Source organism: Mobiluncus curtisii ATCC 43063, from assembly GCF_000196535.1.
Classification (GTDB): Bacteria; Actinomycetota; Actinomycetes; order Actinomycetales; family Actinomycetaceae; genus Mobiluncus; species Mobiluncus curtisii.
Genome location: NC_014246.1, coordinates 1,958,060 through 1,973,915, shown reverse-complemented (window position 1 = coordinate 1,973,915; position 15,856 = coordinate 1,958,060). Strand labels below are relative to the sequence as shown.

The window sequence follows — 15,856 nt, the reverse complement described above, 5'->3', positions numbered from 1 at the left end:
ACAATTAGTGATTTCTGTAATTAAAGGGGAGGTCGTCTCCAAGAAGCTGGACCGAGCTACGGTGCTGGTGGGGGGATTGGGATTGGAATTTCTTGCCACCCCCAATACCTTGGCAACTTTGGTTCCGGGAACGACCGCCACGGTGCAAACATACCTGGTGGTTCGCGAAGATTCCTTGACTCTGTATGGATTTGCTTCTCCCTCGGAACGTGATACTTTTGCGACTTTGATGCAAGTCAAAGGGATTGGTCCCAAGCTCGGATTAGCGGCCCTCTCAGTTTTGAGCCCCGAAGCCCTAGCTGCAGCGGTGGCTAACAGTGATGTGGCGGCGTTGCAAGGCATTCCCGGTGTGGGCAAGAAGTCCGCTGAACGGATGATTCTGGAAATCGGGGACAAACTCGGTGGCGTATCTGGCGTGGCAGCATCCACAGGTGCGACAGCCGGTTTTAACGCCAGTACCGTCGTCGAAGCGCTGAGCAATCTGGGTTACAACCAAGCCCTCGCTACCGAAGCGGTCAACGCGGTATCAGCCAGTGATGCTCCCACCGCATTGCGGGAAGCCTTAAAGTACCTGGGGAGCAAACGTGGCTGAAGATACAGATTTCTCTCATGAGCAGCGTTTGGTGGATTCCTCCGCGCCCGATGCGGAACGCGCCGCCGAAGCGGCTTTGCGCCCCAAGACGCTCGGTGATTTCATCGGTCAGGAAACTGTCAAGACCCAGTTGCAGCTGGTCCTTTCGGCAGCAAAAGAACGGGGTGAGGCTGCCGACCATGTTTTGTTAGCGGGTCCTCCGGGGCTGGGTAAGACGACTCTGGCAATGATTATCGCCGCTGAAATGTCATCCTCACTGCGACTGACTTCCGGTCCTGCCATCGGTCACGCTGGTGATCTAGCGGCGATACTGTCTTCTCTGCAAGAGGACGATGTCCTGTTTATTGACGAAATTCACCGGTTGGCACGTCCTGCCGAAGAAATGCTTTACCTGGCAATGGAAGATTTTCGAGTTGATGTCGTAGTGGGCAAAGGACCTGGCGCCACATCTATTCCTCTGACGCTGCCACCCTTTACCCTGGTCGGAGCCACAACTCGGGCGGGTCTGCTCCCAGCACCCCTGCGTGACCGCTTCGGTTTCACCGCGCATCTGGAGCCCTACCAGCCCCCAGATTTGGCACTCATCGTGAAACGTTCTGCCAGTTTGCTGGGGTCTGAGATTACCGAGGACGCTGCCAGCGAAATTGCCCGCCGTTCGCGTGGTACGCCTCGGGTAGCGAACCGTCTGTTGCGCCGGGTCATTGACTTTGCCCTGGTTCATGGTCATCCCCGGTGTGATTTGGAATCGGCACGTCGTGCCTTGGAACTGTTCGAGGTCGACGAGCTGGGCTTGGATCGCTTGGATCGCAGTGTTTTACGTGCGGTAATAGAGAGATTTGCGGGAGGCCCGGTTGGTTTGCACACCCTCGCGGTGTCCGTCGGGGAGGAACCAGAGACGATTGAAGAAGTCGTGGAGCCGTTCCTGGTGAGAGAAGGTCTCTTGATACGTACCAATCGAGGTCGCGCCATCACTCCGAAAGGTTGCGAACACTTAGGCGTTACTCCACCGGCGGAAAATGCTCTGTTTTAGCGGGTATATTTTCCGTTTTTATCGTGCAGGCTTTAGACTTGGACGGTCGCCTAATTTAAGGAAGGTTTATCTGTGCTGCCATTTCAAAATGCCGCAAGCAATGCCCAAAATCCCATGATTACTTGGGGGATACTTGGTTTAGCGTTTTTGTTGATGATTATTTTTATGCGCAGGTCCGGTCAGAAACGCTTGTCTCAGATGGAAGAGCAGCGTAAGTCTATGGAACAGATGATGACTCCGGGGACTTGGGTGCGTACCACCTCCGGTTTCTTTGGCAAAGTCGTTGAAGTTAGTGGGGAAGTTATTACCTTGGCTAATCTGACCGGTGAGGAAACCTTGTGGGATATTCGAGCTATCGCCAAAGTGGAGGATCCGAACTTTGGAACCGTTAGTGACTCTGATTCCGTGACGGAAACGGATTCGGTAGCTGCTGACCCGGAAGCACCTGAAACCAAGCCAGAGGAATCAGGATTTGGCTCCAACGTGGAAGATAATTCCACACCCGGTGAGGACACTGAAAAAGGTGAGGGTCACACCTTTTGACCCCGAGACTTTTACGACACACATTGAAAGCTAGATAAAGAAGGAAAATCTGTGGCTGCCAAGAAGACTAAGAACAAGGCGTTGCGCACACTCATATTTTTCGCCGTGATTGTGGTGGCTCTGGCGGGGACCCTGGTTGGTTCGACCATTTTCTCAAATGGCTCGTATGCCCCGAAGCTGGCTATCGATCTAGAAGGTGGAACCCAGCTGATTCTCACCCCGAAAAATACAGAAGCCAAGGCAAAAGCCATCTCTGACGCCGATATTGAACAAGCTATTGAAGTCATCCGCCAGCGTATCGACGCCTCCGGTGTCGCCGAGGCCGAGATTGCGCGGAATGGTCAAGAGAACATTTCGGTAGGTATCCCCGGCAACCCCAGCGAAGAAACTTTGGCACTGATTCAACAGTCCGCAGTCATGCGTTTCCGTACCGTGCTGCTGAGCGCGCCAGGTAATGCTACTAATAATGAGGATCCCCAAGCGCTTCTGGGACAGTTGACGGGGGCTGCGGCTCCTGCCGGACAGGGGCAACCAGCCGCCGGAGAAACCGGTGGTCAACAAACTCAGACCACGGTGGGCGAAGGCAATAATACCGTGACGATTCCGCCTTCTGCGCCGACAGAAAAGGGTCAAACACAGTCTTTGGTCTTAAACTCTACGGATCCCAACGCTACTCCTGCGCCGACAAGCGATCCGGGCAAGCCGGCACCCACACCGGCTGCTAAACAGCACCCCTCCGCCGCGATTCCTTTCGATGAACTCATGAAACAGGCGGAAAAATATCCCGATACTCCCGCCGGTGAGTCCAAAGTCATCAACGACCGGAAACACATCACGGTACGGGATATGTTCATCTTTAATCATTTGGATTGTACCGACCCGGCATCTCTCAAAGGTGGTTCCCTGGACGACCCGAAAAAGAATTTGGTGGCTTGCTCTAAGGAAGGTTACGAAAAGTACATCTTGGGTCCCGAGGTACTTTCCGGTACCGACTTGGTCTCCGCGTCTTCCGGAATGGGCACTAACCAGCAGGGTAACGCTACCGGTCAGTGGGAAGTTGCGCTGAAACTTGATGCCGATGGCGCCAAGAAATTCGATGCCGTGGCAAAGGTTCTCTATCCCAACCAAACTCAGGGGAGCAACCGTAATCCTGACAATAACCGTTTCGCGATTGTGCTGGACTCCCTGGTCGTCAGTGCTCCGGGGGTAAACGCTCCCGCGTTCGGGGGCTCGGCATCTATCTCCGGTTCCTTGACGAGAGAATCCTCCGCCACTTTGGCTAATCAGCTCCAGTTCGGTTCGCTGCCTCTGAACTTTGAACAGCAATCCAAGCAATCCATCTCGGCGACCTTGGGTGGGGAACACCTGAAAGTCGGGTTCTATGCCGCTATCGTTGGCTTGATTCTGGTCGTGCTGTATCTGCTGCAGCAATATCATGCTTTGGCAGGTTTGGCGACGGCATCCCTGCTTCTGGCTGGCGGCATCGTGTACTTGGCAGTGGCTATTCTGTCTTGGTCGATGGGATACCGACTTTCGCTGGCAGGGGTGGTCGGTTTGATTGTGGCAGTCGGTGTGACCATGGACTCGTTCATCATCTATTTCGAACGTATCCGCGACGAGGTTCGTGATGGCAAGCCCCTGGCAACCGCGGTGGAAACCGGATGGAACCGTGCGAAACGCACCATTGTGGTGTCCGATATTGTGAACATCGTGGCTGCGGTGGTTCTCTATGTTCTGGCTGTTGGTGGTGTGCAGGGCTTCGCATTTACCTTGGGTCTAACCACGTTGGTTGACTTGGGAATTATCTTCCTGTTCACTCACCCCATGATGTCGTTGCTCATCAAGACTCGTTACTTCGGTGAAGGTCGGAAGTTCAGCGGTCTCGATCCCCTGCACCTTGGTGCCAGCAGCGACCGCATCTATATGCGTTCCACCGCAACCGCGACTTCTTCTCGTAAAAAGAAATCTGCGCAAAAGGTCGCGTCGCCAACTATCTCTCTGGCTCGCCAAAAGGCTGGTTTGCTGCAGACAGACGAGGAAGATACTGCAGATACAGCTGCCACTCCGAACGCGAATCTAGAATCGGATACTCCCGCGACTGAGTCTGCAGCGGAAACTTCCTCGACTGAATCGCAGTCTGAGACTGCGAAATCTGATGAGAGCGGGGACACCACCTCGAAAGACGAACCCACTCAGACAGAGGAGGACGCGAAATGATGAGTTATGCCCAGTGGGGTAATGCGCTTTACTCCGGAAAAAAGTCTTATGGAATCATTAAAAATCGACGGATTCCGCTCACTGTCGGAGCTATTCTGATGGCAATATCCGTTATCGGAATCGCGATTTTCGGGTTGAACCCGTCTATTGAATTCACCGGTGGCGCTGAGTTTGTAGTCACGAACACCGTGAAAAATCCGCCTCAGCAACCTGCATATAACGCGGTCAAAGCTGCCGGTCTGAACGAACAGACTAAAGTCGCGCAGATGGGCACGAACGGTCTGCGCGTTCAAACCAGTCAGCAGCCCAACGACGTGGAGCTCAAGATTCAGCAAGAGCTGGCAAAGGCTTACCACGTGGACATTAAGAAAGTCTCCAAAACTTCCATTGGTCCGTCTTGGGGTGCTTCGGTGTCCAAGCAGGCTTTGGTTGGTTTGCTGGTATTCATGGGCATGATTGCTGTGCTGTTGATGGCGTACTTCCGCACCTGGACCATGTCCTTTTCCGCGCTGTTTGCCTTACTGCACGACTTCCTGATTACCTTGGGCGTTTTTGCCTACACACATATTGAGATTACTCCGGCAACGATTATCGGCTTGCTGACGATTCTGGGGTATTCACTCTATGACACGGTGGTGGTATTCGATAAAATCCGCGAAAATACTCGTGATATGTTCAATCAGTCGCGCTCCAAGTACAACGAACTGGCGAACCTCTCGATTAACCAAACCATGGTGCGTTCCATCAACACCTCCATCACCGGTATTCTGCCGGTGTCGGCGATTCTGTTCCTGGGAGCGGCGCTACTGGGTACATCCACTCTGTTGGATATCTCGATGCCGCTGTTTATCGGCATGATTGTGGGTACCTTCAGCTCCATCTTTATTGCCACCCCGATGCTGACGCTGATTCGAGGACGTTCCCAAGCAATCAAAGACCACAACGCCAAGGTGGATAAGGCTCGCGCTGCCGCGGTGGAATCCGGTGCCGCTACTCTCAAGGAAGACGGTACTTTCCAAGAAATTACTCCCGCGGTGGTAGCCGCTCCCATGGTTCCCGGACACCATAAGGGACAAGCTTCTCAGCCGAAACGGAAGAAGAACAAGAAATGAATACGGCGGTTGATTTTGACCCGCGGCTGCACCAGATTATTACTTCGCATCTGGCAGAGATTCCTGATTTTCCTCAGCCTGGGGTTCTGTTTCGTGACTTTTCCCCGCTACTGGCTTCGGGGGATCCTTTTCGGGAATTGATTGCGGGGATTGCCCAGCATTATCGCGGTCGAATCAACGCGGTTGCGGGGTTGGAGTCACGCGGTTTTATTCTTTCCTCGCCTTTGGCTGTGGAACTAGGTGTGCCCATGATTATGGTGCGTAAGGCAGGGAAACTGCCCGGTCACGTAATCAGTGAATCCTATGACCTGGAATATGGTTCGGCGACAATTCAAGTCCAACCGGAAACAGTGCAAGGCTTTGACAGTATCTTGGTAGTGGATGACCTGTTAGCGACGGGTGGTACTGCCGCCGCGTCCGTGAAACTGTTGGAAAAAGCCGGGGGACATGTCAGCGAGATCTTGGTATTGATGGAGCTGAAAGCGATGAACGGACGCAAGCACTTGGGCAATACCCCATTCCACTCTCTCGTTGAACTGTAAACAGATTTATTCCTTTTGGGGTATTTCGAATTTAGCTGGTCAATTCGTTGAATTTACGTTTGATTTTGGAAAAAAATCCAGGTCACGCCCAATTCAACTAACGCTCATCGGGTAAAACAATTAGAATCTCTGTATGGAGCAAGCGCCGGAGATTGTCAATGAGCCCAGTGAGAGCACTGGCGCGTTGCGGGGTTCCCTGTTTCGGCTGGTTCGTTCCCGGAGTCCTTACCGGGAGCTAGAACCCGTAATCCGGGCAGTCAAAGAAAACCACCCGAAAGCAGACTTCGACCTCGTGGAACGGGCTTATAAGACTGCTGAACGCTACCATCGGGGTCAGTTTCGAAAGTCCGGAGAGCCTTACATTACTCATCCGGTGGCAGTCGCGACCATCCTCGCTGAACTGGGTATGTCGGAAACGACGGTTGCCGCGGGTTTGCTGCATGACACAGTCGAGGACACCGACTATTCTCTGGAACAATGCCAGCGAGACTTTGGTGAGGACATTGCCGCTTTGGTTGACGGGGTCACCAAACTCGACAAAGTAAAATACGGGGATTCTGCACCTGCTGAAACCATCCGAAAAATGCTGGTAGCGATGGCGAAAGACATCCGGGTCCTGCTGATTAAACTCTCTGACCGTCTGCATAATGCGCGTACTTGGCGCTACGTTAGTAAAGAAAGCGCAGCGCGCAAAGCCAAGGAAACCCTGGAAATTTATGCCCCGCTGGCGCATCGGATGGGACTCAACGCTATTAAGTGGGAACTGGAGGATTTAGCATTTAAAACCCTCTATCCCCAGATTTATCAAGAAATCGACAAACTCATTCAGGAAGCTGCCCCCCGGCGAGAAGAACAACTCAGCGCCATTATCCAAACTATTGAAGGCGACTTGCGGGAAGCGAAGATTAAGGGGACAGTGAACGGTCGCCCGAAGCACCACTACTCGATTTATCAAAAGATGATTGTGCGTGGGCGTGACTTCAACGACATTTATGACTTGGTGGCAGTGCGTGTCCTGGTGGAATCTGTGCGAGATTGCTATGCCGTGCTGGGGCTGATGCACTCTCGATGGTCTCCGATGCTGGGGCGGTTCAAAGACTATATCGCGATGCCGAAATACAACCTGTACCAGTCGCTGCACACCACGGTGATTGGACCTAAGGGGAAACCCGTAGAGATTCAGATTCGTACTTTTGAGATGCACCGCCGTGCCGAATTCGGGATTGCTGCGCACTGGAAGTACAAGGAAAACCCGAACGCTAAATCCTTAAAGAAGTCCGAGGGCGGCAAGGTCTTGGACCTGGAAAATGAGATGGGTTGGTTGCGTCAACTGGTTGACTGGCAAAAGCAAACCCAAGACTCGGGGGAGTTCCTCGACTCACTGCGTTACGAAATTAACTCTGCGCAAGTTTACGTCTTCACCCCGAAAGGTCAGGTTGTGGTGTTGGCTGCCGGATCCACACCGGTCGATTTCGCCTATTCCGTGCACACCGAAGTAGGAAATAAGACGGTCGGCGCCAAAGTCAACGGCAAACTGGTTCCTTTGGACTCGAAACTGGAAAACGGCGACACGGTGGAAATCTTCACTTCTAAGTCTCCCGGTGCCTCTCCCAGTCGAGACTGGTTGTCATTTGTGGCGACCCCACGTGCCAAATCCAAAATTAAAGCCTGGTTTTCAAAGGAACGCCGTGAGGAATCCATCGATAAAGGTCGCGAAATCCTGGCAAAAGAAATTCGCAAACAAAAGTTGCCGTTACATCAACTCGCCAGCCACGAATTTTTGGAAACAGTAGCCAGTCAGCTGGGATTACCAAATGTTGATACTCTTTATGCGACCATCGGGGATGCCCACGTCAGCGCGCAGAATGTAGTGGAACGCCTGCTGACCTTTACCGGTACTCTCACCGATGATGATGAGGACACTTTGGCAGAGGAAGAAGTCGTCCCCACTCACGCGCCTACTTCTGAATCTCGTACCGGGGGATCCGGTGTATTGGTCGACGGTCAGGACGCCGATGACCTCTGGGTGAAGTTGGCAAAGTGTTGTACCCCGGTTCCCGGTGACGAAATTATGGGATTTGTCACGCGAGGGCACGGTGTTTCCGTGCATCGCGTGGACTGTGTGAATGCAAAGAATCTCGATGCCTCACAACCGGAACGTGTCATCAAAGTTAATTGGGCGCAACATGCCAAGACCCCGTTCCTGGTTCAGGTACAAATCGAGGCTCTGGACCGCGGGGGATTGTTGAGTGACGTAACCAGGGTTCTCACCGATAATCACGTGAATATTCTCTCGGGTAATATTTCCACCACTCGCGACCGGGTGGCGTATTCACGTTGGGCTTTTGAACTCGCCGAGCCTTCTCACCTGCAAGACATCCTCAATGACTTGGGACGTATCTCGGGAGTTTATTCCGCAACGCGCGTGACTCCTGGGAAAAACGGAACCATAGAACCAATCCCGCAGTCTTAAACTGCAGGGGAATCCCAGTTACGGGAAGACTTTATCTCTGGCTACGGTAATTCGGGGAGGTTACTCCGCCGCAGCTTTACGAGCCTGGTCCAGCCAACCCTTCCGGGCTTGCAAATCTTCTTCCAGTTTTTGGGTGTCCTTGCCGGCTTGTTTCGCGGCAGCAATCTTGCTTTCAAGTTTGGCGATTTTTTCTTCGAGCTGACCGACCAGACCCTCAGCACGGGCTTTCGTCTCGGGATTGGACTTTACCCAGGCATCGTTCTCAGCTTTCGCGATGGCCTGTTCCACGGAACGTAACCCGTTTTCCAAACGCTGCATATCTCCACGGGGGACCCGTCCAGCCTCGTCCCACTTATCCAGCAAGGCGCGGAATTTTGCCTTGGTGGTTTCCAGGTCCTTCACCGGCATGAGGGCTTTCGCTTGTTGCAGCAGCTGTTCTTTCACCTCAAGATTAGCTTGTTCTTCGGTATTGGTCTTGGCATTGTCAGCGCTGCGAGCATCGAAAAAGACCTGCTGGGCGGCACGGAAGCGTTCCCACAGAGCATCGTCATCTTTTCGGGAAGCCCGTCCGGCAGCTTTCCATTCCGCCATCAAATCTCGGTAGGCGGCTGAGGTCCGCGCCCAATCAGTCGAGTTGGCAAGCTCTTCAGCACGCTTAATCAGGGCTTCTTTAGCATTTCGAACTTCCGCCCGCCGAGCATCAAGTTGGGAAAAGAAAGACTTGCGGTGTCGATCAAAAGACGTGCGAGCTGCCGAAAAGCGTTTCCACAAGGCATCCTCAGTGGTGCGATCGATACGTGGACCCTTGCGTTGGGAGTCTTTCCACGATTCCAGCAATTCGCGCAAGCGTTCCCCGGATTGTTTCCACTGGGTGCGCTCCGGGTCTTGGGCAGCAATCTTTTCTGCCGTTTCCACAATCTTGGTACGGGCTTCCAGAGCCTGCGCCTTAGCGACTTCGCGTTCTGCTGCCAGCTGTTCTTTGCGGGCGGTACCCAGCTCCCGCAGTTTTTCAATACGCGAACGCAGCCCAGCCAGGTTGCCTACTACCATTGGGGATTCCATGGCCTTGTCCAAGGACTTCAGCGTGGCATCAATGTCGTGGGCCTTTAACGTTGCCAAACGTGCTTGTGCCAAATCGACTTGGGCTTGCAGGTCGAGGAAACGACGCACGTAAAGCGCTAGAGGCTGTTCTGGAATTCCGTCCGCGTATTGACCGACTTCCCGTTCGGTGTCGCCGTCTTTGACAAAAACTCGACCTTGGTCGTCAACACGACCGTATTTGGAGGCTTCGTCCATAGCAATTTTCTCTACCGACCCCACGGACTTGTTCTGATTAGCGTTCTCAAGATGTACCGGGGTGAGCTGCGCGGGTTTTTCTGCAGACTGGGGCGCTGGTGTTGCGGAGGATACTTCGCTGGCTGTTGATTCGGGAAGGGGAGCGGCTGGTGACTCAGTTTGAGGTTGGCTGCTCGCTGCAACTTCAGTCTGGGTAGGTCCTGTTGAGGTGTCACCAGAGAGATTTTCCTGGGGTTCCTTGATTCCGCTGGTGTTGGATTCCTGTTCAGACGTGACCATGAATTTTTCCTCCTGACGGGGTTAGTGCCGCGGCACTTTCCGTACGCGTTGGTAAGTATATTTCCAGGATTACTTTACTTGAAAAGACGCACTTTCGGGAAACTGGGTGAAAGAAAATTCGTGATGAAAAAAATCAGTTAGCCTTGAACCATGGACGTGTTACGGATTGTTTCGCCAATTTATGGGGAAAATTGCTATGTTGCAGTAACTGCTAACAAATCCGCGCTGGTCGTTGATCCCGGCGCAAAAACTGCCCCGCGTATCAAAGCACTCTTGTCAGAGCTCGAAGCCGAACTGGCTGCGGTATTGCTGACTCACGGTCATGCGGATCACCTGTGGAACACAGCCCAGGTGGTCGCCAGCAACCCGGAGGTTCCGATTTATTTGGCAAAACCCGATCATTTCTGGATGGATGCACCCGGTCCAGGGGTCCAGCTGGGAGTAGACAATTACTTCACAGAAATGGACGGAGCCTGGGAACCAGTGACGGTCCAGGCTCCCCCTGATGAATTATTCACGGGCGGGGGAGCACAAATTATTCCCGATTTGACGCTCCGCGCCTTGCCTGCCCCCGGTCATTCGCCTGGTTGCACCATGTTTTTTGGGGCGGCAAAAGGCGAAGATCACGGTCAAGGACTTGGCTTTGACGGTCGTGAGGACCAGACATTTTGCTTTTCCGGTGACGTGATATTTAAAGGCTCAATCGGACGCACCGACTTACCCCATTCTGACCCTGAGGTGATGACGGAAACCTTGCGAACCCTCAAAATCAGCATCAATCCGGACACCCTACTGCTGCCCGGTCACGGAGAAAGTACCACTTGGGCAGCGGAACTAGCGACCAACCCATTTCTGAGATGACATGGGAAAATGAGAGAATATGCCCATGATGACATCACTTTCAGGTTTTCCTGAGTTCACGCCGGAGGAAAAAATCCTTGAGGACGAGCTGATTTCTCGTCTGACCAAAGTATTTGAGCTGCACGGATTTTCTCATTTAGAGACGCGCGCTATAGAACCTCTCAGTGAGCTGGAACGCAAGGGAGAAACCTCCAAAGAGGTCTACGTCCTGTCTCGCCTGCAAGACAAGGAAGGCAAAGAGGACCGTAAGAACGGACTGCACTTTGATTTGACTGTGCCGTTGGCGCGTTACGTGTTAGAAAACTCGCACTTGCTGCGGTTCCCATTCAAGCGTTATCAGATTCAAAAGGTATGGCGTGGCGAGCGTCCCCAGGAGGGTCGTTTCCGCGAGTTTGTTCAGGCCGATATTGATATGGTGGCAGCCGAAACTTTACCGCCCCAATTTGAGATTGAGGCTCCGTTGATTATGGCGCAGGCTTTGGACTCCCTGCCGATTCCCACCCCGGTGGTACACGTGAATTCCCGCAAGATTTTGCAGGGTGTCTGCAACGCCTTGGGTATCGCACACGTGGAGGGGGTCCTGCAAGTCATAGACAAACATGACAAGGTCAGCCCCGATGATTTTGCAGGAATGCTCAGTGAACTCGGTCTCGATACGTCCCAAGTACAGACCCTGGTGAACTTGGCAGACATTTGTGGTGCTGATGAAAGCGTCATCCAACAGGTGCGTGATCTGGGACTACAAGATGACCTGTTGGAGGAAGGCCTGGAGGACGTGGCGCGGATGCTGCGCAGCGTTCCCGACCACGAGAAAGGCAACGTGGTCGCTGACTTTAAGATTGCCCGTGGGCTCGATTACTACACCGGCATGGTTTACGAAACATTCATCACGGGAGCTGAATCTTACGGTTCCATCTGTTCCGGGGGGCGCTACGATAACTTGGTTTCGCAGGGTAAACGCCACTTTCCGGGGGTGGGTATGTCTATCGGCTTGACCCGTCTCATCTCGATTATTCTGGCTAACGATTGGGCTAAAGTGTCCCGTCAGGTTCCGACCTGTGTCTTGGTTGCGGTAGATAGTGAGGAAACCAGAGGACAAGCCGAGAACGTGGCTTGGAAGCTGCGGGCTCGCGGTATCAACACGGAAGTCAGCCCCACCGCTGCCAAGTATGGCAAACAAATCAAATACGCGGTGACTCGTGGTATTCCCTACGTGTGGTTTGTGGAATCCGGGGAAGTTAAGAATCTAATTAACGAAACCCAGGAAAGTGCCCAAGCCGACACGTTTACGCCCGCGCCCGACCTTCTGAAACCGCAGGTGATTGCCAACTATGAATAAATCGCCAGCGGTAGCTTTGGATGAGTTGGCTCAGCAGCTGGAGGACCTAATGTTTGGTTTTCCGGCAGCGCAGGCTGCCGCCACAAAGCTGCGAGACTCGGCGATTTCTCGGCTGCGCGAACATCTGTGCGCGAGAGGCACTGATTTGGACGGGCCTCTGGTAGCAGTGCTGGCAGGCTCCACCGGGGTGGGCAAATCGACCATCCTGAATTCCTTGGTCGGTTCCCAAGTCCCGACTTCCGTGAGACGCCCCACGACCCTCACCCCAGTGCTGGTGTACCATCCCGATGACGAGCTGTGGCTGGCGGCGGATCGTATCTTAGGGGGCTTTGAAAAGATACGTCTGTTAGAGGACGACACGTGGGACGACCCCGCAACCTTAGATTCCCCGACAGAACAGGCGAGAGCGGCTAGTGAAGACTCTGGGACGGCACCCCGACCCCAGCTGATTCTGCGCGCGACTCCAAAGATAACCCCAGGTATATGCCTCATTGATTGTCCCGACTTGGATTCCTATCTGGACACGAACCGAGATTTAGCACAGCACCTTTTGGAAGTGGCTGACCTATGGATTTTTGTGACTACCGCCAACCGCTACCGGGATGAACCAGGACTGGAACTGTTGCGGAAAGCTGCCAGGCGCGATGTTGCTATTGGCGCGGTGCTAAATCGGGTCGCCAAAGGTGCCCTCCTGACGACAAAGCAGGATTTCAGTGCGGAAATTGCAGGCAGCAACCTCAAAGATGTCCCGATTTTTGCCATCTTGGAGACACAAATCGCCGACGGAGAGCTGCCTGCCGAAGATTTAGTTCCCTTGCGTAACTGGCTGGATAATCTGGCGGGGGACGCCTTGCTACATTCCGCCATGGCTCGCCAGACCCTGTTCGGTTCTCTGCAGGAAGTCTTGGATTCGAGCGAAGAAGTGTTCGCTGCAGCCGCCGCAGAGACGCAGCTGCGCAGCGATGCGGAGCAAACCGTGGAGCGACTGGAACAACAGTTACGAGATTTTGTTGATGCGCAGATCGCGGATCCGACTTGGTTCCAAGGAGAGCCTGCGGATTTGTTGGAGCCTTGTGTGCGCCACCATCTCGAGGAATACCGGGCTGAAAATAACTGGGTACGCCAGCGGCTGAAATGGAAAAATGCTTGGCTCAAGCAGCAAACGCAATTGGATTTGGCGCTAGATTCAGTCCAGCGAGCAGTGGCAAGTAGTGTATCCAACCTGGACTTTCAGATGGAACAAATGATTGCCCAGAGCATTCAGCATTCCACTTTGCCAGTGCCAGACCAGCTTTTCGACAACACAGCCTCGCCCCTGGATGGGGGCGAACTCTTGGAACAGTGGTCTCTCACGCCGACGGAGTGCTATCGCCAAATGGGACAGAACCGGGATGAGGAGCTTTCCGCAGAGGAACTCCAGATGCTATTCTTGGCGATCCTTTTCGCGGGGGTAGCGTCACCCGAAACCTGCGAGTTCACCGGGGTCGACCAGCTTTTGGGAGATTATTTTGATACCGAAATTCTTATGCAGCTGCAATCGTGGAGCCTGGCGATGCTGCGCAATGGGCTGTACGCGCGGGTCAACCAGCATATTGTCGCCTTGCGCCAAAGCATTCCCCATCCCGCCAACTCAGAGGTAATCGCCACGGGACGAAAGACGCTGCGTATCCTGCGAGAGGAGTGGTCCTAGTGCCTCGGAACAATCCCGAACAACGCAAAAATCGGATGCAGGCAGCCCTCCAACGTGCCTTGGAATGCCTTGCTGACGCTCAGGTTACGTCCAGTGCCGAGACCTTCCTGACCCGGACCCACGAAGACTTACGCCGTTTGGAGGAGCAGCTAGCACGCCGAGACGCCTTGGATCCTCAGGTCACGGTGGTGGCGGTAGCTGGACCAAGCGGTACTGGAAAATCCACGGTAGTCAACACCTTGCTCCGCCGCAACGGTCTGGTGCCGACCGGGACACACCGTCCCACCACGACGGAACTGGTCGCATATGTTGACGCGGAGGTGACTGGGGCACCATTTTTGGAGCTGAGTGGAATTTCTCGCAGCGTCAGTGTGGAGTTTTGCTCTACCGGGTCCAATCTTGTCGGGGAAAACCAGCGCGAGGCTGGCGAAGCTCATCAGGTGCGTTCGTCTCGGGGAAATCACTTGATTGTGGTTGAAGTGCCCGATACATTGTTAGTCCCGGAGCTGACCTCAGCAGTGTCGCAGGTATTGGAAACGGCGGATTTAATCTTGTGGACCACAGATTCCCAAAAATATGCCGACGCGGCTTTTCACCGCCAGATTTCCACCTTTCCGCGGCAGCAAAATTCGTACTTTGTTTTGACTCACACCGAGGGCTTGACCGCGAGTCAACAAGGGACTCTAAATCAAGAGCTTGCTGCTATTGCGGAACGGCTCGGGGTTAGTTCCGAAATCTTGCAAATTTCGGTTTATGAAGATTCAAGTTTGGCACAGTTCCGGGAAACCGTAGCTGAAATTTCTCGTGCGCCGGAAGCCCGTTGGAGGAGCGAACAAGCCGCGATCAGTCGTATCGCCATGCGGTCGTGTCAAGACTTGGAACTGAAAATGAATGGAGAATCGTCTCCTCTGTCCGATTCATCCCCGTCTGACTCTGCGTCGCCGAGCACAGCCGAAAAAAAGCTGGTTGACCAGGTGGCTCAGGTCAGTGGTCTCGTGGCAGTGCAAACGAACTTTTTCAAACGGTACCTGCAGGCAGGAGGATTTTGGACCCTGTGGCCGGTGCTGAATTGGCTAGCCGGTATCAAACCGCTGGCTTCTTCCAGTGAGAATTCTGCAATCACGGTGGGCGAAACTGCTGCGGATGAACCCGTCGACGACAACTCTGTCCAGAGCTCTGCGGACTCTTCTGCAGAACACCCGTCAGAAGATAGCACAGCTGCAGCCTCCACGGACGCTTCGACAAGCACGGGTGAGGTCGAGGGGTCAGCAACCCCGCAAGCTGATTCGCTAAACCGAGTTTCCACCCAGGTCAACACCGCGGGAATTACAAGTGCAGCTCGTGCCTATGCCGTGGTTGTCAGCACGGATCGTCCTTCCAAATGGATTAACTTTGCCCAACTTAAGGCAATAGAACTGTCCGGCAATCTGGCTAGTGCTCTCACTTTGGCTCTGGAATCGTGGAAATTCCCGGCGCGTCCCACCCGGACCTGGTGGCGGATCTGGCGTATAGGACATTGGTTCTGGTTAGCAGCGCTGCTGGGGGGTCTGCTGTGGAGCCTCATTGCGGGGGTTGCCTTCCTCGGAGGAGCCGGCACTAGCGCGGTCGGACGGATGGTAGGACCGGCGCCGTTGCCCCTCGTGATTTTCGCCGTGGCCATCGTGGGTACCTTGGCATGGAGTTTGGCAGGAGCCAAAATGCTGCGCCGCGGGGCGCAAAACTACGGGAAAGAATGCGCTGATAAATTCCGCGCCCTCATTCTGGAAGTGACTCGTCAGGCGTTCCTGGTCAAAATGAATCAGAATTTGGATGTGTATCCCCAGCTGTCCGAGCTGTTTTTGGAAATGCGCGGGGAAGCGCAATCCTGTTAGCTTTCTCGGCT

Annotated in this window: 12 protein-coding genes; 11 read left to right on the top strand and 1 reads right to left on the bottom strand. The window is 53.9% G+C overall.

Annotation, left to right across the window (positions count from 1 at the left end; translation table 11 throughout):
• Positions 1 to 7 precede the first annotated feature (7 nt).
• The 7 genes from ruvA (at position 8) to HMPREF0573_RS08510 (ending at position 8,509) form a co-directional block, all read left to right on the top strand.
• Positions 8 to 592 carry a Holliday junction branch migration protein RuvA gene (gene ruvA, locus HMPREF0573_RS08540; RefSeq protein ID WP_004006757.1) on the top strand — a complete coding sequence of 195 codons (585 nt, stop codon included), beginning with the start codon at positions 8 to 10 and terminating at the stop codon, positions 590 to 592.
• Entirely contained in the window at positions 585 to 1,622 is a 1,038-nt protein-coding gene (ruvB, locus tag HMPREF0573_RS08535) for a Holliday junction branch migration DNA helicase RuvB (RefSeq protein ID WP_004006758.1), read from the top strand. The genes ruvA and ruvB overlap by 8 nt, the downstream gene beginning before the upstream one ends.
• A 72-nt stretch (positions 1,623 to 1,694) precedes the next feature.
• Positions 1,695 to 2,165 (top strand): preprotein translocase subunit YajC, encoded by a 471-nt coding sequence (locus tag HMPREF0573_RS08530; protein ID WP_236589599.1) that lies wholly within the window; start codon positions 1,695 to 1,697, stop codon positions 2,163 to 2,165.
• Positions 2,166 to 2,216: 51 nt separating this feature from the next.
• Entirely contained in the window at positions 2,217 to 4,382 is a 2,166-nt protein-coding gene (gene secD, locus HMPREF0573_RS08525; RefSeq protein ID WP_013189574.1) for a protein translocase subunit SecD, read from the top strand.
• Positions 4,379 to 5,494 (top strand): protein translocase subunit SecF, encoded by a 1,116-nt coding sequence (secF, locus tag HMPREF0573_RS08520; protein ID WP_013189573.1) that lies wholly within the window; start codon positions 4,379 to 4,381, stop codon positions 5,492 to 5,494. The genes secD and secF overlap by 4 nt, the downstream gene beginning before the upstream one ends.
• Positions 5,491 to 6,036, top strand: a complete 546-nt coding sequence (locus tag HMPREF0573_RS08515) for an adenine phosphoribosyltransferase (RefSeq protein ID WP_004006762.1) — start codon at positions 5,491 to 5,493, stop codon at positions 6,034 to 6,036. The genes secF and HMPREF0573_RS08515 overlap by 4 nt, the downstream gene beginning before the upstream one ends.
• Before the next feature lie 133 nt (positions 6,037 to 6,169).
• Positions 6,170 to 8,509 carry a RelA/SpoT family protein gene (locus HMPREF0573_RS08510; RefSeq protein WP_013189572.1) on the top strand — a complete coding sequence of 780 codons (2,340 nt, stop codon included), beginning with the start codon at positions 6,170 to 6,172 and terminating at the stop codon, positions 8,507 to 8,509.
• Positions 8,510 to 8,569: 60 nt separating this feature from the next.
• Here the strand turns inward: HMPREF0573_RS08510 and HMPREF0573_RS08505 are convergent, their stop codons facing one another.
• Positions 8,570 to 10,084, bottom strand: a complete 1,515-nt coding sequence (locus HMPREF0573_RS08505) for a DUF349 domain-containing protein (protein ID WP_004010647.1) — start codon at positions 10,082 to 10,084, stop codon at positions 8,570 to 8,572.
• Positions 10,085 to 10,234: 150 nt separating this feature from the next.
• Here HMPREF0573_RS08505 and HMPREF0573_RS08500 point away from each other — a divergent pair, with 150 nt between their 5' ends.
• Genes HMPREF0573_RS08500 through HMPREF0573_RS08485 form a run of 4 tightly spaced genes read left to right on the top strand, consistent with a single transcriptional unit; the run spans position 10,235 to position 15,845 of the window.
• Positions 10,235 to 10,945: an MBL fold metallo-hydrolase gene (locus tag HMPREF0573_RS08500; protein WP_004006765.1), complete on the top strand. Its 711-nt coding sequence runs from the start codon at positions 10,235 to 10,237 to the stop codon at positions 10,943 to 10,945.
• A 19-nt stretch (positions 10,946 to 10,964) separates the two neighbouring features.
• Complete coding sequence (gene hisS, locus HMPREF0573_RS08495) at positions 10,965 to 12,284, top strand: histidine--tRNA ligase (protein WP_004006766.1); 1,320 nt, start codon at positions 10,965 to 10,967, stop codon at positions 12,282 to 12,284.
• Entirely contained in the window at positions 12,277 to 13,974 is a 1,698-nt protein-coding gene (locus HMPREF0573_RS08490; RefSeq protein ID WP_013189571.1) for a dynamin family protein, read from the top strand. The genes hisS and HMPREF0573_RS08490 overlap by 8 nt, the downstream gene beginning before the upstream one ends.
• A complete protein-coding gene (locus tag HMPREF0573_RS08485) occupies positions 13,974 to 15,845 on the top strand; it encodes a GTPase family protein (protein WP_236589601.1) in 1,872 nt (623 codons plus the stop codon). The genes HMPREF0573_RS08490 and HMPREF0573_RS08485 overlap by 1 nt, the downstream gene beginning before the upstream one ends.
• Positions 15,846 to 15,856 lie beyond the last annotated feature (11 nt).

Bases quoted from the DNA above. Each gene is read 5' to 3' on its own strand.
- secF (WP_013189573.1), top strand. From the start codon at position 4,379: ATGATGAGTTATGCCCAGTGGGGTAATGCGCTTTACTCCGGAAAAAAG.
- HMPREF0573_RS08515 (WP_004006762.1), top strand. From the start codon at position 5,491: ATGAATACGGCGGTTGATTTTGACCCGCGGCTGCACCAGATTATTACT.
- HMPREF0573_RS08510 (WP_013189572.1), top strand. From the start codon at position 6,170: ATGGAGCAAGCGCCGGAGATTGTCAATGAGCCCAGTGAGAGCACTGGC.
- HMPREF0573_RS08505 (WP_004010647.1), bottom strand. From the start codon at position 10,084: ATGGTCACGTCTGAACAGGAATCCAACACCAGCGGAATCAAGGAACCC.
- HMPREF0573_RS08500 (WP_004006765.1), top strand. From the start codon at position 10,235: ATGGACGTGTTACGGATTGTTTCGCCAATTTATGGGGAAAATTGCTAT.
- hisS (WP_004006766.1), top strand. From the start codon at position 10,965: ATGCCCATGATGACATCACTTTCAGGTTTTCCTGAGTTCACGCCGGAG.
- HMPREF0573_RS08490 (WP_013189571.1), top strand. From the start codon at position 12,277: ATGAATAAATCGCCAGCGGTAGCTTTGGATGAGTTGGCTCAGCAGCTG.